Annotated in this window: 15 protein-coding genes; 11 read left to right on the top strand and 4 right to left on the bottom strand. The window is 44.6% G+C overall.

The genetic code is table 11. The features are described from left to right. The first annotated feature begins 89 nt into the window (after positions 1–89). Both DN068_RS20960 and DN068_RS20955 read left to right on the top strand, forming a co-directional pair. Positions 90–6,443 carry a T9SS type B sorting domain-containing protein gene (locus DN068_RS20960; RefSeq protein ID WP_111000912.1) on the top strand — a complete coding sequence of 2,118 codons (6,354 nt, stop codon included), beginning with the start codon at positions 90–92 and terminating at the stop codon, positions 6,441–6,443. A 344-nt stretch (positions 6,444–6,787) separates the two neighbouring features. After that, on the top strand, positions 6,788–8,740 hold the full coding sequence (locus DN068_RS20955; RefSeq protein WP_111000911.1) for a T9SS type A sorting domain-containing protein: 1,953 nt from the start codon (positions 6,788–6,790) through the stop codon (positions 8,738–8,740). Between the two features lie 277 nt (positions 8,741–9,017). Here DN068_RS20955 and DN068_RS20950 read toward each other — a convergent pair whose 3' ends face one another. Next, entirely contained in the window at positions 9,018–10,271 is a 1,254-nt protein-coding gene (locus tag DN068_RS20950; RefSeq protein WP_111000910.1) for a DUF4886 domain-containing protein, read from the bottom strand. Positions 10,272–10,367: 96 nt separating this feature from the next. Between DN068_RS20950 and DN068_RS20945 the strand changes: the two genes are divergently transcribed. Further along, on the top strand, positions 10,368–11,075 hold the full coding sequence (locus DN068_RS20945) for a hypothetical protein (RefSeq protein ID WP_111000909.1): 708 nt from the start codon (positions 10,368–10,370) through the stop codon (positions 11,073–11,075). Here DN068_RS20945 and DN068_RS20940 read toward each other — a convergent pair. Beyond that, positions 11,072–11,653 carry a MarC family protein gene (locus tag DN068_RS20940; RefSeq protein ID WP_111000908.1) on the bottom strand — a complete coding sequence of 194 codons (582 nt, stop codon included), beginning with the start codon at positions 11,651–11,653 and terminating at the stop codon, positions 11,072–11,074. The two genes, DN068_RS20945 and DN068_RS20940, sit on opposite strands and share 4 nt — an antisense overlap. Before the next feature lie 218 nt (positions 11,654–11,871). Next, complete coding sequence (locus DN068_RS20935; protein WP_123985439.1) at positions 11,872–12,966, bottom strand: hypothetical protein; 1,095 nt, start codon at positions 12,964–12,966, stop codon at positions 11,872–11,874. A gap of 521 nt (positions 12,967–13,487) precedes the next feature. Between DN068_RS20935 and pepT the strand changes: the two genes are divergently transcribed. The 7 genes from pepT to DN068_RS20900 all read left to right on the top strand — a co-directional run bounded on the left by pepT (position 13,488) and on the right by DN068_RS20900 (position 18,783). Then, positions 13,488–14,741 carry a peptidase T gene (gene pepT / locus DN068_RS20930; RefSeq protein ID WP_111000906.1) on the top strand — a complete coding sequence of 418 codons (1,254 nt, stop codon included), beginning with the start codon at positions 13,488–13,490 and terminating at the stop codon, positions 14,739–14,741. A gap of 272 nt (positions 14,742–15,013) precedes the next feature. Continuing rightward, the gene (locus tag DN068_RS20925; RefSeq protein ID WP_111000905.1) at positions 15,014–15,508 is read left to right on the top strand and encodes a DUF1573 domain-containing protein; all 495 of its coding nucleotides are present in this window, start codon (positions 15,014–15,016) and stop codon (positions 15,506–15,508) included. Beyond that, complete coding sequence (locus DN068_RS20920) at positions 15,505–16,389, top strand: UbiA-like polyprenyltransferase (protein ID WP_111000904.1); 885 nt, start codon at positions 15,505–15,507, stop codon at positions 16,387–16,389. Before DN068_RS20925 ends, DN068_RS20920 begins: the two co-directional genes overlap by 4 nt. A gap of 4 nt (positions 16,390–16,393) precedes the next feature. Continuing rightward, on the top strand, positions 16,394–17,131 hold the full coding sequence (dapB, locus tag DN068_RS20915; RefSeq protein WP_111000903.1) for a 4-hydroxy-tetrahydrodipicolinate reductase: 738 nt from the start codon (positions 16,394–16,396) through the stop codon (positions 17,129–17,131). A 115-nt stretch (positions 17,132–17,246) separates the two neighbouring features. Continuing rightward, positions 17,247–17,729 (top strand): hypothetical protein, encoded by a 483-nt coding sequence (locus tag DN068_RS20910; protein WP_111000902.1) that lies wholly within the window; start codon positions 17,247–17,249, stop codon positions 17,727–17,729. A gap of 56 nt (positions 17,730–17,785) precedes the next feature. Further along, positions 17,786–18,271, top strand: coding sequence for a hypothetical protein (locus tag DN068_RS20905; RefSeq protein WP_123985438.1), 486 nt, complete (start codon positions 17,786–17,788; stop codon positions 18,269–18,271). A 56-nt stretch (positions 18,272–18,327) separates the two neighbouring features. Continuing rightward, the gene (locus tag DN068_RS20900) at positions 18,328–18,783 is read left to right on the top strand and encodes a DUF4268 domain-containing protein (protein ID WP_111000900.1); all 456 of its coding nucleotides are present in this window, start codon (positions 18,328–18,330) and stop codon (positions 18,781–18,783) included. A 427-nt stretch (positions 18,784–19,210) separates the two neighbouring features. On the opposite strand, the gene DN068_RS20895 is transcribed toward DN068_RS20900, so the two are convergent. Beyond that, entirely contained in the window at positions 19,211–21,340 is a 2,130-nt protein-coding gene (locus DN068_RS20895) for a S9 family peptidase (RefSeq protein ID WP_111000899.1), read from the bottom strand. A gap of 119 nt (positions 21,341–21,459) precedes the next feature. On the opposite strand from DN068_RS20895, the gene DN068_RS20890 reads away from it, so the two are divergent. Continuing rightward, positions 21,460–22,518 carry an alpha/beta hydrolase family protein gene (locus DN068_RS20890; protein ID WP_111000898.1) on the top strand — a complete coding sequence of 353 codons (1,059 nt, stop codon included), beginning with the start codon at positions 21,460–21,462 and terminating at the stop codon, positions 22,516–22,518. The last annotated feature ends 48 nt before the right edge of the window (positions 22,519–22,566 follow it).

Here is a 22,566-nt window from a genome sequence, read left to right as displayed (position 1 = left end):
TCACGACGCGAGTAAAACGCCCTTTAGGGCTGGGGTAAATTTTGAATTTTGAATTAAATTTGCAGCGCTTATTACCTAATCAAACACCTATGTTACGTTCTATACCCATCCGGATCAAATCCGTTTTGCTATTTCTTTTTGCTGCAGTCATCAGCTTTAAAGGAAAGGCGCAGTGTAATAACTGGTCGATATCAACACAATTAGTTACAGCAGCGACCTGCGCTTCTAATGCCACTTTTTCCCTGACCGTCTCAGGTCCGGATTCTGCGAATCTTACTAATATCCAATATGGTATTCCACTAACGAATGGCTATTCAGTCGCATTGAATAATTCGCCGAATTTCGGCGGTATCCCACCCGGTACTTATACAGTCAGTGCAGTTGCAACTTGCGGCGGCACCCAAGTTGGTAAAAATACAACTACTATAGTGCCGGGCAATTACCAGCCGCCTGTTGCAACGGGTGTAGCTTCTAGGCCATCTTTTGACTGTATGCCGACCGGAACACTTCAGATTTCGGTGCAAAAAGGTTTCGGTCCATATACTTTTCATTTGACCAGCTGGCCGATCGGATATACCGGACAGACTACAGTTACGACGACTGCACCAACGACTACATTTAGTAATGTGCCCGGTGGCAGCTATACTTATTTTTGTACTGACGCCTGTGGCAGCAGTACAGCACCCAACACTTATACCGTAACGTCGTTTGCCCCATCGTCAATGCCGCTTTACGCGCTTAATCCCACTGTCGCATCCTGCGATGCAATCCGTTTTGATCTCCCATCTACTAATGATAACAATAGTTTTTGGAGTGGATATGTCAGCGATACATCTATTAAAGTGTCGCTATCTATTTCAAACAACGCATTTAATCCCACTCCTTACTATGGCATCAACACAGGCTCAAAATATATCGCACTGAATCCAGGTTTCTCTGTGAAGGATTGCTACGGTGCTACCATCATCTGCACTTTTCATGCGCCTTGCGGCCCCGACTGGCAAAAAATAACAAGCCTCCCATATCCTTATGTCGGTTATTACATTACCCAGGCATGCAGCACGTTTGACGTTGATCTGGGTGCAGGAATGCTTTGCCTCCCGATTACCTATACGTACACCAACGCCGCCGGCACCACATTCGGACCGTTCCCGATGGGCGGAATCAGCGCGCACATCTCCAATTTACCTGCGGGAGCATATACGGTTACCTGCACCTCAGCAGATGGTGCAACCGCCACAAGCTCATTCAGCAGTACCACCATTCCAGCAAGCCCCTACAGTGTAAGTATCAATAATGGTGCGGTAGGATTCAATAATTACATTAACTATTTCAAATTCACGGCGTCTGTAAATGTACAGGGAAGGAACATTCAGTTATTTAGCGGTCCACCCGGATATTATTATAATTATCCCTGGTACAATTATCCCTCTGAGATATTGTCGAGCAACGCAACCCCTGCACTTCCTGGAACCGACCTCTTTCCGGCGGGTAACTATGTTTGGAAAATCACCGATGTCTGTGGCACCTATTTTTTGCCAATAACGGTAGGTCCACAAGATCTTTACCAGTACACCGCCGGCATTGATCATCAAAAACAAACCTGTCAGGGTCTTTGGATCTGGCCTAAAGGAACCGCTACGACTAATGGAACGACCGCACCTTTGAAATTTGCGGTATATCGGGGCAGCAGCCTGGGCATTGCCACGGAACTTGTTCCCGGCGATTCGCTATTGCTGACGATACCTGGCCAATACACTATTGTGCCCTACAGTTCACAATCGAGCAACTACAATTCTAATTTTTGGCCTGGCCCCAATGCTTATGTGAATTCTTATACATTTACATACTCAGTAAATCCGGTGCAGGTTGACATGAACTTCACGCAAGGTTTTGCCTGCAACGCCGCCACCGGACAGGGTAAAATATATATACAGGGTAAAAACGGCCTGCCCTATGCAGGCAATCAGTATCAATATTACCTGGCACACGCAGGAAATGGTTTGACCGGTCCTTATATCACTAGCAATACAACCGGGGTATTTACCAATTTCGGCGGGAATGCAAATGATGTGTACGATCTTAAAATAGTTGACTCCTGCGGCGCTTCGGCTGTACAGCAAATCAAGATACTCGACCTTTCTATTGCAAGACTTGCTTCGGCCAGCCAATACGTAGCCTGTCAAGCCGGCACTGTTCAACTGAGCGCCATCTATCTCCCTGGCGCCACTTACTCCTGGACGGGACCAAATGGTTTTACCTCCAATCTGCAACAACCAGTCATTCAGAATGCAGGAGTACAAAATACAGGCGTGTACTATGTCACTATCACCACGCCGTCTTGCGGACAGTCGCTAACGGATAGTACAATCCTTGTTTTAAATGCGGTGCCTCCTGCGCCTCAGCTCACCGTAAACTGCGGACCTCCCTTAGTACTCAGTGTATCAAACCCTGCTCCAGCCTGTCAGTATAGCTGGTATTACAAATACGGCACGATTTCCTATTATGTAACATGGCCATCCGATAGTTTAAACTCCATACATCCACAAATTCCCGACGGAACTTATCGTCCCGTAGCTATTGATTCTTTAACAGGCTGTAAAACACCTGGACTTGATTCATTCTATTACTCGTTTGCCGACTCGGTAAGAATACTCTCATCCCGTTTGAAAATATGCATTGGCGACAGTACCACATTGTTTGCAATGCCGATTACGCTCCCCTCCTACCAATGGTATAAGGACGGTATACTTATTCCCGGAGCTACTACCGCCATATTTATTGCCAATACACCTGGCGTTTATAAGGTAACAGCGCCTACAAGCATTTGCCAATCGACTTCTTCCGAAGTGACTGTTTCCAATATAACACCGCCGTCCGCTAATCTTATCGGCAGTGCAAATGATGTCTGCACCGGCACATCGGTGCTATTGCAAACCGATACAGGCTCCGGTTATGTCTATACCTGGATACAAAACGGAACTACCGCGCCTGGCGTTAATGGCAATACATTTACCGCAACCCAGACAGGAATCTACCAGGTTACAGTAACAAACGCTGGTTGCGCCGCGGTCTCTGCACCCTATCCAGTTACCGTTCATACTAACCCAACAGTAGCATTAACGCCATCATCCACCCAAACTAAATGCGCAGGAGACAGCGTGTATTTTAACACGCCTGCTTGTACCGGCTGTACATATACCTGGCAACTGAACAATACTGCAATAACGAACGCGGCAAACAATACTTATACAGCTGGAACCACCGGCAGCTATACGGTAACCGTAAACAGTGCACCATGTCCGAGTGTAACGGCACCATCAGTAAATCTCAACGTATTACCAGCACCAACAGCAACCATCACAGGAGCTACACATGATATCTGCACCAATGCTTCAGTATTGCTGCAAACCGATACCAGCATGACTTACAGCTATGTCTGGAAAAACAACAACGTAGCTATTCCGGGTGCTACGCAATCATCTTACAATGCAAACACAAATGGCAGCTATACAGTCACAATCTCAAACGGGGCTTGTAGCACTACATCTGCCGCATTTGTAATTACAACACATACCGGACCTACAGTAAATATCAGTCCTGCAACAGCACAAACTATCTGTACTGGCAACTCCATAAACTTTAGCACGCCGGTGTGCAATTCGTGCACCTATACCTGGCTGCAAAATGGCACGGCAATTCCCGGAGCAACCGCAAATACTTTTATCGCTGACACAACCGGCATCTACAGTGTAGTCGTTGGCAATGGCGCTATTTGCCCTGATGTGACATCAGTACCGGTGCCAATAAATGTACTCCCGGTGCCTACGGCAATTATTACCGGCACCACGCATGATATCTGCACCAATGCTTCGGTATTGCTGCAAACAGATACCAGCGCGACTTACAGCTATGTCTGGAAAAACAACAACGTAGCTATTCCAGGTGCTACGCAATCATCTTACAGTGTCAATGCAACAGGCAGTTATACAGTCACAATCTCAAACGGAGCTTGTAACACTACATCTGCCGCATTTGTAATTACAACACATACCGGACCTACAGTAAATATCAGTCCTGCAACAGCGCAAACTATTTGTACTGGCAACTCCGTAAATTTCAGCACACCAGTATGTAATTCGTGCACTTATACCTGGCTGCAAAATGGCACGGCAATTCCCGGAGCTACCGCAAATACTTTTACCGCAGATACAACCGGCACCTATAGTGTAGTCGTTGGCAATGGCGCTATTTGCCCTGATGTGGCATCGGTACCGGTGCCGATAAATGTACTCCCGGTGCCTACGGCAACTATTACCGGCACCACACATGATATCTGCACCAATGCTTCGGTATTGCTACAAACAGATACCAGCGCGACTTACAGCTATGTCTGGAAAAACAACAACGTGACTATTCCGGGTGCTACGCAATCATCTTACAGTGTCAATGCAACAGGCAGTTATACCGTAACCGCTTCCAACGGAGCATGCAGCATTACATCAGCAGTATTTACACTAACGGCACACGCTGCGCCAATAGCAAATATCAGCCCGGCAACGGCACAAACTATCTGTACTGGCAACTCCGTAAACTTCAGCACGCCAGCTTGCAATTCCTGCACTTATATCTGGCTGCAAAATGGAACTGTAATTCCGGCAGCTACCGCAAATATTTATGTAGCAACTACCGCAGGTACTTATAAAGTGACGGTCGGAAATGGTAGCTATTGCCCGGATACAACGTCTGTATCCGTCGCACTGACAATTGTACCGCCGCCAACAGCAACGATTACGGGCGCAACACATGATATCTGCGCGAATGATTCTGTGCTGTTACAAACCAATGCGGATCCTGCTTATACTTATGTCTGGAAACGCGACGGCGTAGTAATTAGCGGTGCAACGCAATCTACAATTGAAGCCAATCAAAGCGGTACCTATACCGCCGATGTTGCTAACAACGGATGTACCATAACATCCAATTCTTATTTATTAACGGTGCATCCATTACCTACGGCGAATATAAGTCCATCGACCCCGCAAAGCATTTGTCCCGGTGGATCAGTAACACTCGGCACTCCGGCTGTAGCAGGCTACACCTATGTATGGCAGCACAATGGCACAGCAATTCCCAACAGTAATGCCAGCACATACCTCGCTAATGACACCGGTTCATATACCGTTACTGTGAGTTCCGCTTATTGCCCTTCGGCAAGCGCCGGACCCGTTACCGTGACGTTGTTACCAAATGCGGTACATCTGCCAAATGACACACTGATCTGCAATCAAAACCCATTTGCTATTACACTTTCTGCAGGCCCTGGATTTTCCAGTTACACTTGGTCTACCGGAGCTACTACACAGCAGATTACGGTAACAGCACCTAACACGTATTGGGTAAGTGCTACAAATGCCTGTGGCACTTTCACCAACAGCATGACCATCCACACGCTTGCCGATTACCTGCTGCATCTTCCTGCAGACACCGTTGTATGTAATCAAAATGGTGAAATATCGCTTAGTGTTGGTTCTTTGTACAGCAATGTCGAATGGAGCACCGGCGCTACATCATCGTCGATAACTATAACGCAGGCAGGTACATATTGGGTGAAGGTAGAAACACCTTGCGGCACCATTTATGACACCACCAAAGTTTCATTCTGCAGACCCGTAGTAGACTATATGAACCTGCCACAGCAAATCATTTGCGCTGGCGACTGTATAGAACCAACTGCGCAGGCAAGCCAATTCCCGCAGGACTATCATTGGTATTTCCCTGGCGGAAATCCTTCCAGCGCAAACACACCGATACCCGGCACCATCTGCTATGCAAATGCGGGTACTTATCCTGTAAAACTGGTCGTATCTAACGCCACTGGCAGCGATTCCATGGCGATGCAGGTGACGGTCAACAGTAAACCAGTAAGCTCATTTAAGGACAGTACACTTTCGATTCCTTACAATACAAATATCGCGTTGCCGCCATGTGCCGCCGCACAAAAAGTGGACTGGTACAAAGACGGGCAACTGATCTGCGCAAATTGTCCGGTGCTTAAAATTGATGAAGCGAAAAACAGCAATGTCACTTACCATTGCGTGGTGAGTAACGGCGATTGTGAAGACAGCTGTACTTACCATATCAGCGTAATAGATATTCCGCATGATCTCTGGTTGCCCGATGTCTTTTCACCAAATGGCGACGGCCGTAACGATGTGTTCCATATCATCACTGACAACCCTAATATTCGGGTCATCAGTCTTTCGGTATTTAACCGCTGGGGACAACGGGTATTTGTCAGCAATCTCAATAACGACGGATGGGATGGAACTTTCAACGGCAAAGCTTGTGAACTGGATACTTACTACTGGATGATCGAGTACACGGTGAAAGGGTCTGATGAAACTTACTTTAAGAAAGGAGACGTAACGCTGGTGCGATAGTTGCCCCGCCTCCCTGAGGCGCGTCACAGCGCGGGTTTATAAATTTGGTGATTAATGTGGTGAATGTGACTAATGTGGGAAATGTGCATTCAGCGCTTTCCCACACTTTTGCTTTTGCACGGGAAACAATAATACCAATTGAACCTCAAAAATTTTCCTAACGCCTACGTTTCCTTAGGCCGGTGGTGTTCCGTAAATCCATCTTTTAATTGGTATAAAAGCTTTCAGCTTTACGCCTTAAGCATTCAGCCTAATTTTGACTTTAGCTTGACCATTCCCCATTGACGGTTCACTCAAATTAGCCTAGCTTCGCATTATTATTTTTCCTCATAAAAACATAGCCTATGAGACTGAAAAATTTACTTTTTGCCCTGGCTACTTTCTTTACCAATGTAGCAAATGCACAACAGGTACTTTTCTCCGAGAAATTTGACGAAATACCTACCTATAATATCCCCACCTGGCCCTCGGTCATGAACACCAACGCATTCCCCTGGCAATGCGGGCTGCCTTACTTAGTAGGTGGTGCATGTTTTACACCTGCAGGACATAACGACCCTTATGATAAAGTGGCCTGCATTATCGACCAAAGTTGTGTTTACATTAATCCCGAGCGCGATGTGCTCATGTATTCCGCACCGATTACGCTAAATGGAGCGCCGCATTTATGGATGCAATATGATTCTTATTTTCTGGAGGATACCGCCAATGGCAAAACAGAAGTAGGACGCGTGGAGGTTTCGACAGACAACGCTGCTACCTGGAATATCGTCCATTATTCAACCCCATATACTTACGGCTTTAAGACCGCCTATGTAGATCTTTCCGCCTATGCAGGGGCATCATCAATACGCCTTGGTTTTCGCTACAGCGATAGTGGACAGGTTATGCGCGGATGGATGGTGGATAACATCAAAGTATTTGTTCCGAAACCAAGCGACATGGCCTTGCTGGAGGTAACACCAACCGATTCAATGCTCCGGTACACGGATGCAAATGACGCTATAACCCTTGGTGGGCGCGTATTTAATTACAGCATTGATACCATTCATAATTTCACGGCAAGATACCAGCTCAACAATGGCGCAACTGTTAGTCAAACTTATTCTGGTATCAACATACTCCCATTCACGGATTACAATTTTGCTTTTAATACGCCGGAATATGCACCTGGCGTTGGCGTGTACCCTTTAAAAATGTGGATTGAAACCAACGGCGATAATTTTCATAGCAACGACACCGTCAATTCCGATTTACGCGGTATGTCCTTTAAGCCGTTTAAAAAATTAGTCATCGAACAAGGAACAGGTACCTGGAACAAATGGGGACCACGGGACGCTGTATTAATGAATACACTGGCCGCAAACGTTATTTCGCTGGATGGCGATATCTGCCAGATCTCAGTACACGACAACAATGACCCGATGCGGGTGGCGGATTACCAGACATTCCTGTTTGATCTTCGTTATTATTATGTACCCTACTTTCTTTTCGATCGTCGCGAAAATATTACCCCAGACAGCTTTTATAACACGTTTCTAAAAGAACGCAATTACTTCGGATTTGCGGATATCAAAATAGATTTCACACCAGTTGGCACACACTATTATGATGTAACAACAACGGTCAAACCCGCGGTCGATCTACAGGGCGATTACCGGATTGCGATTGTGGTCACAGAAGATGGTGTGCACGGACCTTCGCCTGATTATGATCAGCGCAATGCATATGCGGGCGGTGGACTAGGCCCGATGGGTGGTTATGAAAACAAGCCAGATCCGGTTCCCGCAAGTGATATGACTTATAATTTTGTAGCACGCAGCGCCACACCAGCGCCCGACGGCACTGCCGGATTGTTGCCCGTCATGATGTACGCCGGTTATGATTATCCGGTCACAACGACGATAGATATCAATAACGCCTGGGATCCGACTAAATTAAAAATCGTGGCGATGCTGGTACGTTATAGCGACAGTACTATTCTAAATGGCAACCATTCTGTTGTACCGCCTTTAGCAGTCGCCAATATTGCTGCACCCGTAAATACGATATCTCTGTATCCTAACCCTGCAACGGCTTACACCATGCTTCGCTATGATCTCAAACAAACGGAAAACGTGGTGATTTCTGTAACGGATTTGTCTGGCAAGCTGCTATATCAAACACAACCTGTTTATTCCACCAGCGGCAAACATGATTTATCTATCCCTGTTTCCAATCTCAGTAACGGTTTATATATTGTAACGCTACAAACCGCTACAGGAAAAGAAAGTGTGAAATTATCGGTAATGAGATAAGCCGAAAACTAACCCATTTTATCAAGTCCAAAACGAAACATCCGGCTTTTGCCTTTGACACATTTTGAACATGAGTTCAAGTTTAAGACCCTCTGCTTGGCAGCACAGTAGTAATGTAGCTTCATCGAGCGACCGCCTAAGCCACGGAGTGATCTGGCTTAGGCTGCCCTTTTTTGCCTACTTTTTTTGGCATAAAAAAAGTAGGAGAAATATGATTCAAAGCCAATTTTTGAAGCACTAAGGCAAATCAAGGTGTTTGCGTATTAAATATCACCTATCAATTGACTAAACTCCCAGCGGCCAACGGAGTTCCATCGTTCCCGATCACACGATAATAATAAATACCTACAGCTGTTGAAAGCGGCCAGGAATGCGTACTGGCATTAATTTCATAACGACCAGCTATTTGTCCGGCAGCGTTAAATAAAACCAATGTTGCTTTTTGCTGCTGCGGATTGGAGACGCGGAGATAATGGTTATAAGACGAAACAATAATGTTTTTGTCTTTGTTCAATTCCGCTACCGATGTACTGCCGGTAGTGATCGTTGTTTTGTATGATTCGCTCACACAGCCATTATTGGCGTTAAGCGCCACCTCAAAAGTACCATTACTCGCATAAGTATGTGTTGGGTTTTGCAGCATACTCGTTGCATTATCCCCAAATGACCACAGCCAGGTAGTTGCGCGCAAACTTTGATTGGTAAAATTAACCGTACTACCCTGTTGTTGTTGTGTAAATCGCGCCAGCGGATAATTGCCATGTTGCTGCCACTGCTCCATGCTATCCAACACAGTGTTTCCGCCAATGCGTTGCAGATTCTGTGTTGTTGCCGCATTCAGTCCTGCAGTGTAAGTACTATTGAGCGGCGATTTATGATAGATGGATGCATAATACACACAGGCCGCAAGATAAGTTCCTTCCAGCGAAGGGTGCGACTGGTCTGGATTATAGAGATTAATAGCAGGGAAACTATCACGAACTTTTTTCCATGCTACGCCCACTGGAAATACGCTGGCATTATTATCCTGCGCCATCTGCATATAACTTTCGCGCAAACGCTGCTGCATCCCTGCGTAAGTGCATATTACCGGATAAAAATTACAGTTAGACGCATCACCATTCTGATAACCCCAGGTCATAAAAAAGAACGTTTCCGAACAAGCATTATTTGCCTTCACCATACTATCCAGTTTATGCGCAAACGGATAAGTATCGCTGGCTACCTGCGCTGGCGGAAATGCCGGGCGCTGGCTTTGTTCCTGCAACACAACGATATCCCATGGTTGCGAAAATATCTTGCTGATGGTTGTATTGTCCGTACTATGTCCTTCCAGCGTTTGTCCGCCAACGGTGTTTTGATCGTACTCCAAAGTGTCGCCCATACTCGCTGCAAGCTGCTGCAATACACCGGGCAGGTCATTTGTATACATGTAGCTGTTGCCGATAAACAAAACCTTTCGCTTGGTTGCAAATGCGCTGCCGGCAAACAGCAAAAGACATAACAGAATATAAACGGGCGTTCTTTTCATGCTTTCTTAAGACGGAACGGTACTGAATAACGTTGGCAGTATAGTTCACATTAAAAAATTATCCACATCTTTGTATCATCCTAAAATCTTATTCATATGCTCACATTCCAAAGATTTGAAACACTGGAAGAAGCCGAAGGTGCTAGCAAACTGCTGCAAACAGAAGGTATTCCGGTAGAAATTGAAAATGTACACGGCATTCTCGACAGTAATTTTATTGGCAAGGAATATGGCAATAATGTATTCCTGAAAATTCCACAGGAAGATTTTAATCGGGCCCGACAGCTATTGATTGATCACACACCGGTTGATATTTCAACTGTAGATAAAGACTATATGCTGTTCTCGCTGTCGAATGAAGAATTGGAAGAAGTGCTTGCGAAACCCGACGAATGGGGCGCTTACAATTATAATCTGGCGAAGGCCATTCTACAGCAACGAAACGTAAGCGTCGATAATAAAAACATTGAAACGCTGCGCGAAGAACGCATTCAGCAAATGGCTGAGCCAAAAACAATTGATTCGTTCTGGGTGATGCTTACCTACGCATTGGTTGTCCTTTGTTTAATAAAGACTTTTCTTCTATCCTTTGTATGGATAGGCATTTTCTGGATGGTGCCTGTTTATTGTGCCGTCTGGGGCTGGGCCGTTTCCCGTACCAGGAAAACACTCCCCGATGGAAACAGAATTTTCGCTTATGATACTCCGTCCAGAAAACATGGCAATATTATTTTCCTCGGAGGAATCATCACCGTTTTACTGACGTTTATTGTACCAATCGTATTGCTTTTTTCCGGCCGTTAAAAACCCACGTTATTCCGGAATATTTTAATAGAAATCGCCAGCAGAATCACGCCGAAAAACTTGCGCACCATTGCTATACCGGAAGGACCGAGCAATTTTTCAATGGCATTGATGGAACGCAGACAGAAGAAAACGATCACCAGATTAATGAGTATGCCGATGAGAATGGTGTATTGATTGTACGCGGCTTTCAGCGACATGATCGTGGTAAGTGTACCCGAACCCGCAATCAGCGGAAAAGCAATCGGAACAACGTTTCCTGATTTGGTATCACTGTCGCCTTTAAATAATTCATGACCTAAAATCATTTCCAATCCAAGGATAAAGATCACGATAGAACCCGCTATGGCAAAGGAATTAACGTCCACACCCATCATATTGAGCAACTGATCGCCGAGGAAAAAGAACAGCAACATCAATCCACCGGAGACCAACGTCGCCTGCACAGAATCAATCTTACCCATCTTGGCCTTCAGACTAATCAGCACAGGGATAGAACCCAGCATATCAATCACGGCAAAAAGCGTAAATGTGACGGTAATGATCTGCGATAATGTAATGCCTTGTAATGATGCCATGTTCGTAAAATGTAAGTGGGTGAGAAATGCGGGAACATTACAAAAGTAAGTCAAAATTCAAAAGTCAAAACCCAAAGCGCGTAAAGGGCTATTCAGGACGACATTAAATCAGGCTCGTGTTTGTCATTCCGAAAAATGAGAAATCCCGCGAAAACACAGATCCAAATAACGCGGGACATCTCCTTCCCTCGACCTGACATGCGGTTACAAATCAGACATCAGCCGGATTGTCTGTCCTGGAAATCGTAAAAAAACCAGATACCCGTTTCTTGCTGCATTTGCTTTTTCTGCTCGTCTACTGAATATTTCTGCAGATAAACAGCCGCGCGGTTCTTTTCGATCTGTGCCATTGTTTCAGCCGAAAAATCCGGCGCTACGCGCGTTTCTTCCGGCATGACATAATAGTAATGACCCTGCCGTTCAATCGTACAATCGTCCCAGGGATTATCATTGGTTTGATTCCATATTGTACTCGTCACATGCAGTATCGCGTATTCTTTAGGTTGCATATAGCCATTCAGCACTGCATTCCATAAATGCTCCCTGTATTTCCAGAAAGAGCATTTAGAATGAATCATTACCGACAAGGAGTATTTCGCCAGCAATTCATAATCAATTTTGTTATTGTCCTCGTCTGAAGATTCCGTTGGAATACCAGCAAGAGCCCATACATCCACTTTATTATTTGCCTTGAGCAGCGCCAGATTCAAAGAATCGGTAGCTACCCCGATAATTCTTTCATTCGGAAAAATATCTTTACTCAGATAGTTCGTGTAAATGTATTCACGAAATCCACTCTCATAAGCTAAGAACTTTTGACGCCTTTCGGAAGCGGGAACGTTACTCTTCTTCTTTCCTGTTTCGCATTTGAGACTGTCAGATTCATGGCACAAAAGCCAGATTGCATTTCGGGCCTGCGCATCGACTTTAAAAGCAGATTTATTGCTTTCGTACAAGGCTGTTATTTTTGAATAAACAGGATCCTGGTTGATATGCCGCAGCATAGGCGCACTTCTTACTGAAGACAATGGCAGACCATTGCGAAAGCTGATACCCAGATAATGCAGGAATTTAGTAGTGTCTTTCAGATAAAACGCAATCTCCGCCGCGATATAGGCGTCTTTCAGATAAGGCAACTTGTATTCTTTAAAAGCTGAATCATAGTATCTGTAACAGCTCTTGTCTTTCGTCGTTACAAAGGTTTCTTCTGCTTTATTTACAAGCTGATAATACCTTGCATAGTTGGCAAATGCACTGCTGCTATGCAACAGACAAAGTGAGCATAAGGTTTTAAGGAAGGCTGAGGATTTCATAGGCGTTTAAGTTTAATTTGAAAATAAAAATTCAAAAGCAAAAGAAAACATAAAACATAAAATGCTCATGTTTGGTTTCCAGCATCAATCCCGAACCTTCCCCACAATACCTCTCTGAATCATTAGGCCCCTATTACGCGGGGACGTCTCCTTCCCTCGACATGTTATTACGTACTTGGAGCAAACACATTTCACACATTAAAACCACATTCACACATTCCCTACGTGGCATGCTATTACGTACTCAGGGTAAAACACATCTCACACATTAAACCACATTTCACACATTCCCCACGTGACATGTTATTACGTACTTGGAGCAAACACATTTCACACATTAAACCACATTCACACATTCCCACGTGACATGTTATTACTGACTTAGGGCAAACACATCTCACACATTAAACCACATTTCACACATTTCACGCATCAACGAATTAACCCTTTAACCATTTACCCAATTAACCATTTACCCAGTTAACCATTTAAAGGTTATTTTTACGCGCAAATTTCTCTTCATGTCGATAGCAAATTATAAACATACAGTAACTGAACGCTTTATGCGTTATGTACAGATTGATACTCAAAGCGATCCGGCGTCTCCGACTCAGCCTTCTACCGAAAAACAGAAAGATCTGAGCCGTATTCTGGTGGAGGAACTGAAAGTAATTGGCGTTTCTGATGCCGAACTGGACGAGTATGGTTATGTGTATGGCACCATTCCGGCTACTTCAGGAAAAGAAAATGTACCGGTTTTATGCTTCTGCTCACACGTAGATACCGCACCGGATTGTAGTGGTTTTGGTGTAAAACCAATCCTTCATGAAAAATGGAACGGTCAGCCGATTGTTTTACCAGACGATCCGTTGGTGGTAATTAATACAAACGAACATCCATACTTGCTGGAACGCATCGGCGACGATATCATCACAGCATCCGGCACAACCCTGCTAGGCGCTGACGATAAAGCGGGCGTGGCAATCATCATGGATCTGGCTAATTACCTCATCCAGCATCCGGAAGTAAAACACGGCAAAATCCGTATTCTGTTTACACCAGACGAAGAAGTAGGTCGTGGTGTGAATAAAGTAGACATGAAAAAACTGGGCGCTGACTTCGGCTACACGCTGGATGGCGGAGAGCGCGGTCACCTCGAAGGTGAAAATTTTAGTGCGGATGCCGTAATGGTTACCTTCAATGGTATCAGCGCGCATCCTGGTTATGCAAAAGGCAAAATGGTGAATGCCATTAAAGCTGCCGGTACATTCGTAAGTATGCTGCCACATGGCGAATGGGGTCCTGAATTTACCGAAGGCATGGAAGGTTTTGTACATCCGGTACATATGGAAGGCATGCTGGAAAAAGCAACTGTTCAGTTTATCATCCGTGACTTTGATACTGCAAAACTGGCCACACACGAGCAACGTCTGAAAGGCCTGGTTGATAAAACCGTTGCGATGTTCCCGGGTATTCACGCAGAATTTACCATCAAGGAACAATACCGCAATATGAAAGAAGTGCTTGATCATCATCCGCGCGTAATGGATTACGCCGCAGAAGCGTACAGTCGCGCTGACATGCAGGCCAAACGCATCAGCATCCGTGGTGGTACCGATGGCGCACGTCTTTCATTCATGGGTTTACCTTGTCCGAATATCTTCACCGGCGAAATGGGCATTCACTCTAAGCAAGAATATGTGAGTGTACAGGATATGGAAAAAGCAGTAGAGACAATCGTGCATCTGGCGCAGATCTGGGAAGAAAAAGCGTAGCTTTTTCTAATCCAGTAACGCGATAACGAATGTGTGAATGTGTTTAATGTGATGAATGTGTTTTAATACGACAATCCGATAATGCGACAATGCGGTAATGATGATGTGGTGAATGCGTTTTAATGTGATAAATGTGTTTCCACATTAGCAGTCAATTTTCAATCACAAATATTAAATCTCAAATAAAAAAGGTGTTTCCACATCGGCGATCAATCTTCAATCACAAATATTAAATCTCAAATAGTTTGAATCCTCAAATAAAAACAGTCTTAATGACCGTACTCACGCTTTCTTGTTTTGCCATTGCATTGGTGGAACTGAGCGGTGTAAGTAGTACGGCTATTTTCAACAAATACCATATCGGTGGTGCCGGCGGCGAGGCTATGGGCGCAAATTTCAAACTACCGAAAACGGAAAACGACAAGCGTATGGATCAGGCGAAAGACATGCCAAAAACCACCATCACGTTTGAGGAAACATCGCACAACTTTGGTACGATTACCGAAGGCGACGTGGTAAAATACGCGTACCATTTCCGCAACACAGGTACACAACCGTTGCTGATTGCAAAAACAGATGTTTCCTGCGGCTGCACTACTCCATCCTACCCGAAAGAGCCAATTGCTCCGGGTGGCGACGGCGAGATTCTGGTACAGTTTAACAGCGCACATAAAGAAGGGCATCAGCAGAAAAATGTAATGATCCATTCCAACGCGCAGGCTGAATCTATTTCTATTGGTTTTGAAGCAGAAGTAAAAGCAAAATGACAACAACAACCGTTTCTTTCCCGACAAGGGTAAAACAATACCTCTCGCTGGTAAAATTCAGCCATACCGTTTTTGCATTGCCATTCGCGTTGATTGGTTTTACAATGGCGGTTACTTATTTTCACCAGACGTTCCGTTGGGATCTGTTTATCAAAATGCTGTTGTGCATGGTCTTTGCACGCAGCGCGGCTATGGCGTTCAATCGCTGGCTCGATCGTCGCTATGATGCAATGAATCCGCGTACGGCACAACGAGAAATTCCCGCAGGTATCATCAAGCCACAGCATGCACTTATTTTCACGGTTATCAATAGTGTATTGTTTGTAGCAACAACAGCGCTGATTAATAAATCATGTCTGATCTTATCGCCAATCGCACTGTTCGTCATTCTGTTTTATAGTTATACGAAAAGAATCACCGCCCTCTGCCATCTGGTGCTGGGTGCAGGATTAGCATTGGCACCCATAGGCGCATTTCTCGCAGTTACCGACTTCTTCGATATTCTGCCTGTATTCTTCTCTTTCGCAGTATTTACCTGGACAGCAGGTTTTGATATTATCTATGCCTTGCAAGACGAAGAGTTTGATAAAAGTCAGAAACTGCATTCCATTCCCGCTGCATTGGGCAAGAAAAATGCATTGATGGTGTCAAACATTCTGCATGTTTTTGCAGCACTGTTTGTGATTGGCGCAGGCGTTTATGGTCAGCTCGGCTGGCTGTACTGGATTGGCACGGCTATTTATGTAGGCCTTTTGTTTTATCAGCATACACTCGTAAAACCAAATGATCTCAGCAAAGTGAACATGGCGTTTGCCAACATGAACGGCATTGCCAGTATCTCTTTTGCTGTATTTACTATTCTTTCACTCCTCTTACAATAACCACATGAATATTGCATTGGTAGGCTATGGCAAAATGGGCAAAGCGATTGAAAGAATCGCCCAGGAACGCGGCCACGACATCGTTTTAAAAATTGCGACGGCCAACCGTCATGAGTTTACCGCTGAAAATCTGCAGCGCGCAGATGTGGTGATTGAATTTACCAACCCTGAAGTAGCGAAAGAAAATGTAGAAATCTGCCTGAAAGCAGGCGTACCCGTCGTTTGTGGCAGCACCGGCTGGAATGAAGGTTTATCGCATGCAGAATACACAGCAGTAGAAAATAAAACAGCGTTTCTCTGGGCGTCTAACTTCAGCGTGGGTGTCAATCTTTTCTTTGAGCTGAACAAGCAACTGGCGCGTCTGATGAACGACCACGGCGAATACAATGTAAACGTGGAGGAAACGCACCATACACAGAAAAAAGATGCACCAAGCGGCACGGCAATCACAATTGCTGAAGGCATTCTGGATCATCTGGAACGTAAAACCCGCTGGACAAAAGAAACAGAGGAAAAACCGGAAGACATTGCGATCGTGGCACACCGTATTGAAAATATACCGGGTACTCACGTTGTAAAATATACTTCAGACATCGACGATATCGAAATCACGCATACAGCGCACAACCGCGAAGGTTTTGCCAAAGGTGCTGTACTGGCCGCTGAATTTGTAGCGGGCAAACAAGGCGTTTTTACAATGAAAGACGTACTGGGATTGAATCGTATGTTTGAAGGAAAATAAATTCACAATAAAACATCACACAAACAAAGCGTTCCACACGATTAGTCTGGAACGCTTTTTGATTTTATAAACGAAATCGTATGTTTGAAGGGATTTAATATTAAAAATAACTCACATGGACCCTATCGGCGCATTAATTCTTGGTTTGATAGTTCTTGGCGGCCTTCTGACCGTCACGGTACTATTTATCCTGACTTTGTCGAAAACGCTGCAGTTGGTTGATATCCGCAATCGCACCCTGGAGCCCAATCAGGTGTGGCTGATACTGATACCGATTTTCAATTTCTATTGGTCTTTCGTTTTAGCTAAAAAAATATCAGCATCAATCAGCAACGAGTTTCGCAGCCGGGCAATTGTAATTGCACCTAGGCCAACGTATGCACTTGGTATTGCCACATCGGTACTTGATATTGTTTGTAGTATTATGAGCTGGACTACCCGCGACAGTCCGTTTAATTCATTCCTGCTTCTGGCCAGCTTTGTCGTCTGGATTGCTTACTGGGCCAATGTTGCAGACTACAAGAAAAAACTAAGTCAATTACCTCCCAAGGAAAACGAAGAAAGCCTTATTTTCAAAAACATTCCCGTACAACATTAGCATAAAGAACAACTTTCAACAAAACGATATTATCAATAAACTATAATCTTCGAATAATGTTTTTAGCAATCATTCAATTCATTTTCTTTATCATCTTCCTTGTTGTCGGCGCCTTGTTTATGAATACATTGGCCAAAACACTGAAACTGGTCCGTTTTGAAAACCGTAAAATACATCCCGACCAGGTTTGGTTACTGTTTGTGCCGATATTCAACTATTACTGGCTGTTCCGCACGGTAGCAGGCGTTTCCGAATCCATAGATACTGAGTATAAACGCAGAGGTCTCCCATCTCCCATTGCTACCGCCACTTGGATCGGGTATGTTTACGCTGCAACTTTTACATTGAATTTTTTGCTTACAGTCTTAAACAGATATTTCTCTGCGAATATTCCGTTGCTACTTACCGGCTTGATCGGTATTGCCTCTTTTGGTTTCTGGATTGCATACTGGATCGTAATCGCCGGATTAAAGCAACAATTAAAAGCCCTGCCAGCGGAAGAGGACAGTCTGATCTTTAGCAATATTCCGGTGCAGCACTAACAAAAGGCACAAAAACTCCTCTTTAGGGGTTGGGGGTTAAAGTTTATCTTCGCTGCTTGTATTCAAAAGAACAGGCATCGGCGATCAGACAGACATTCTGGAAAACCTTCGGGCAATACATCGCCATGCAACCCTCTGCCGACGGCATGCGCATCAACTGGGTCAACTATAAAACGGGGATCAAAAATCTATATTTCAAAATGACGGCTGAAAACAAAACAGCTTGCATCATGATTGAAATGTCGGACCCGAATATGCGCGAACTCATGTATGAACAGTTTGAAGAACTGAAAAGCGTATTACACGCAACGCTGGATGAAGAATGGGAATGGGAGCCGGATGCACGTGATGAACAAAACAGAACAGTGAGCCGCATTTCAACCTGCATTGAAGGCGTGAGCGTATTCCGTCAGGAAGACTGGCCGGAATTAATTTCCTTTTTCAAACCACGCATCATTGCACTGGATGAGTTCTGGAGCAACGCGCGATATAGCTTTGAGCTGTTTAAATAAAGCCTCCTCTAGCTCCTCTGAACTCCCAACGCAATTACGAAGGTTTCTCACGAAGGGACAACGGCGCAATATTCCGTTAAAATGTCAATTTTCCCGCAAAGACGCGTAAGGAGCAAAGAAGCAAAAGTTTTTTCTCTCACAGCGGACACAAAGACGCAAAGCGCTTATTATCTAACAATGGCGAGAGCATTAGCAATAAGATAAGGCTTTCCCGCAAAGATGCGTAAGGAGCAAAGACGCAAAAGTTTTTTCTCTCACAGCGGACACAAAGACGCAATATTCCGTTAAATAACTTTACGCGGTATCGTAGTGCCGCTGCGAGAAAATTTCAACAAAAAAATCCCAGCCACAATGTGACCGGGATTTTTTGACTTTTGACGTTTGACGTTTCACAAACATTGACCATTCGCCATTGACTATTCACCGTCTACGGTTTCAGGTATAAATCAAAATAATCAGAAATCTTCTGCATCAGATGCACTCTGTCTTTGCCGCGTACGTTATGCGGATGACCCGGATAAACGAAATAATCTACCTGCACATTTTCATCTACACATTTCTTCAGGAATTTAATACTGTTCTGCCAAACCACCACATCATCATTAGTTCCGTGAATCAGCATCAGCTTACCTTTCAGGTTTTTCACCTTGCTCAGCAGATTCGCATCTTCATAACCCTGCGCATTGTCCTGCGGCGTATCCATGTAACGTTCCGTGTACATCACTTCATACATTTTCCAATCTATTACCGGACCACCGGCTACTGCACATTTAAATACATCAGGATTGCGCAGCATCATGCTCGTAGTCATAAAGCCACCGAAGCTCCAGCCATGAATACCCATACGCGCTGCGTCCACATACTTCAATGATTTCAGATAATCCACACCTTTCAGCTGATCATTCAGTTCTACAGTACCCAATTTACGGAACGTAGCCTGTTCAAATGCCATACCACGATTACTGCTGCCACGGCCATCCATCGTGAATACTACATACCCTTTCTGCGCCATATATTCATACCAGAGATTGCCGCTTTCCGGGAATTGGTTGTGTACGATCTGCACATTCGGACCATTGTAGAGATAAACAATCACCGGATATTTCTTCGTGCTGTCAAAATGCGTAGGCAGAATCAGTTTGCCGTACAACGGCGTACCATCATCAGCTTTCAGCGTAATATTTTTTATTTCCGGACGATCAAAATCAGCCAATGTATTGGGCGCATCAATCAACACCGTTTCCTTCTTGCCATCCACGCTGCGCAGCATACTTTTCTTCGGAATACCCGCACCGTTAAATACATCAAAAATGTATTTACCATCTTCGCTTGCGCTCACAGTATGCATACCCGCTTCCTTATCCAGGCGTGTCATATTGCCGCTTTTCCAGTTTACAGCATAGCTATGTTTCTCCAACGGAGATTCTTTTGCAGCCGTAATCAACACCAGGCTTTTGTCTTTATTGAAACCAACGATCTCATTGACTTCCCAGCTACCTTTTGTGATCTGGCGAACCAACTTTCCGTCTGTGTTATAGAGGTACAGATGTTTGAAACCATCTTTATTGCTCCAGAAAATAAACTGGTCGTTGCTGCCCGGCAGAAAGCTAATACCATGTTCAGGATGCACGTATTTCGAATCCGTTTCTTCAAAAAGCGTTTTTACCTTTTCACCTGTTGCAACATCATATTGATTTAACCAAAGATGATTCTGGTCGCGGTTAAGCACCGAAATGAAAATATATTTTTCGTCCGGACTCCAGGTTACACCAGTCAGATATTGATCTTTAGGTTCACCGGTTTTGAGTGTCACCGTATTGTTAGTAGCAGGGTTAAAAACATTCAGGGTCACTTCATGAGAAGGACCACCTGCCATCGGGTATTTGATGTTGTTGTTCTTGGCAGGAACTTCACTCCAGTCAATTACCGGATAATCTTTCACGTTACGCTGGTCCATTCTGTAATACGCTAGCAACGTACCTTTCGGAGAAAAGAAAATACCGTGGTCGATACCGAATTCATCGCGGTGTACGGATTTACCATTCACAATCGCAGGATCCGCGTCGTGAGAAATCTGCACGGGCTGGTCGTTCGACAGCAAATAAAGATTATTGTCTTTCGTGAATGCTACAGCGCCTGTAGTTTTATCAACAAATACATTCTCCGCGTTTTCTGGCAAAGCCTTTTTGTTCCAATTGATTTTACCATCGCTCATCTTGCCAACAAACAAATGATCACCATTCTGGAAATACACATTATTACCGGCCCAGTTCATTGTCGGGAAAGCTTTCATGCTGTCGGTTTTCAGAAAATCAGCAGACAATACCGTATCCGTTTTCATGGATGGATAAGCAGTTCTTACCCATGCATTATTTGCTACCTGGAAAAAATTATTGGTTCCCGGCTGCCAGCTGCCCTGTTTAATCGCTTTCGGTGCCAATGTAGTAGTCATGCCATTGGTAGCTTCAGCAATCGTAAAATTCTTCTTTTGCGCTATCGCTGGCTGCAAGGCCAATACTCCGGCTGCGGCGAGCAATACATATTTATTCAGCTTCATGAATGTGAATTGTAAAACGGAAGCAAACTTAATGGTTCAGACTGGTTTTTTCATCCCCCGTTTGGACCAAAAAAGAAAGGTTTTCCTTTAACTTTATTGACATTATTTCAATTTTCTCCATGCGCTACCTGCTCTCACTCATTTTGCTAATAGCATTTTTAACTAATACCAACGCCCAATCCCCTTACGAATATTTCAACAACGAAGACTTCTGGAAAAACATGATCATGGAAAGCTCCGAGCAGCCGTTGCCGGCGCTTGCAGCCTCAGATACAGTGATTGTGATCGCCAGCAGCCGGAATATACAACCGGGAGATGTCCGGTTTGTCGGTGAATTACGTGATGGAAAAACGCTGCGTTATTATCTGATGTATGCCCGTGCCGGCAAATGGTATATTCACCCATATGCTTCTATTGTAAATGCTATACGCGCAGTGCCGGACATCAATCGAGATTGGGTGACTTATACAGAAGGCATGGGTAAAATCTTCACTTCGGATGCAGATCGTGGCATGCAAATGAGCGGCCAATATGGCGTAAATGTACTGTTGCTCGACTACCCCAGTATTCGTACAACATACAAGCCGTTGAAGAATTACAAGTTTGCGCTCCGCAACGCCTGTATTTGCTATAAGGATTTTATGCCTGTGCTCGATACCGTAAAAATGCTGCGTGATCAACATAAAATGGGTACCGGACATCTGTCGCTGTTCTTTCATAGCATGGGCAACAATATGATTCGGGAAATCGCGAAACATGATGCTGTAATCCGCTATAATCAATCGGTATGGGTGGATAATATTATCCTGAATGCGCCTTGTGTACCACGGAAAAAACATGCAAAATGGGTAGATAAAATACATTTCGGGGAACACATCTATGTTCATTACAACCCGGAGGATGGCACTTTAAAATGGGCACGCATTGCAGGTTTTCGGCAGATTATGGGTGAGCACATGAAGAAGCCGCTCAGCCAGCAGGCTATCTATATCAACTTTGAACCGCTGTGCGGCACCGAGCACAGCAACTTTCTGAATCTCTATTCGCGCAAGCCGATCAAAGAAGCAGCCTATGCACATTATCGCTTATTGTTTCACGGCGAAACGGTGGACGTACACAATCGGATGCTCTATGCGCCATCTGAATACAGAAGAATTGGATTTCAATTAATGCGATAATGGCAATGTGAAGAATGTGTTTAATCTGGATAATGTGCGGCAAGGAAT

This window comes from Taibaiella soli (genome assembly GCF_003236175.1).
Taxonomy (GTDB): domain Bacteria; phylum Bacteroidota; class Bacteroidia; order Chitinophagales; family Chitinophagaceae; genus QKTW01.
This window is presented reverse-complemented; position numbering and strand designations above follow the sequence as displayed.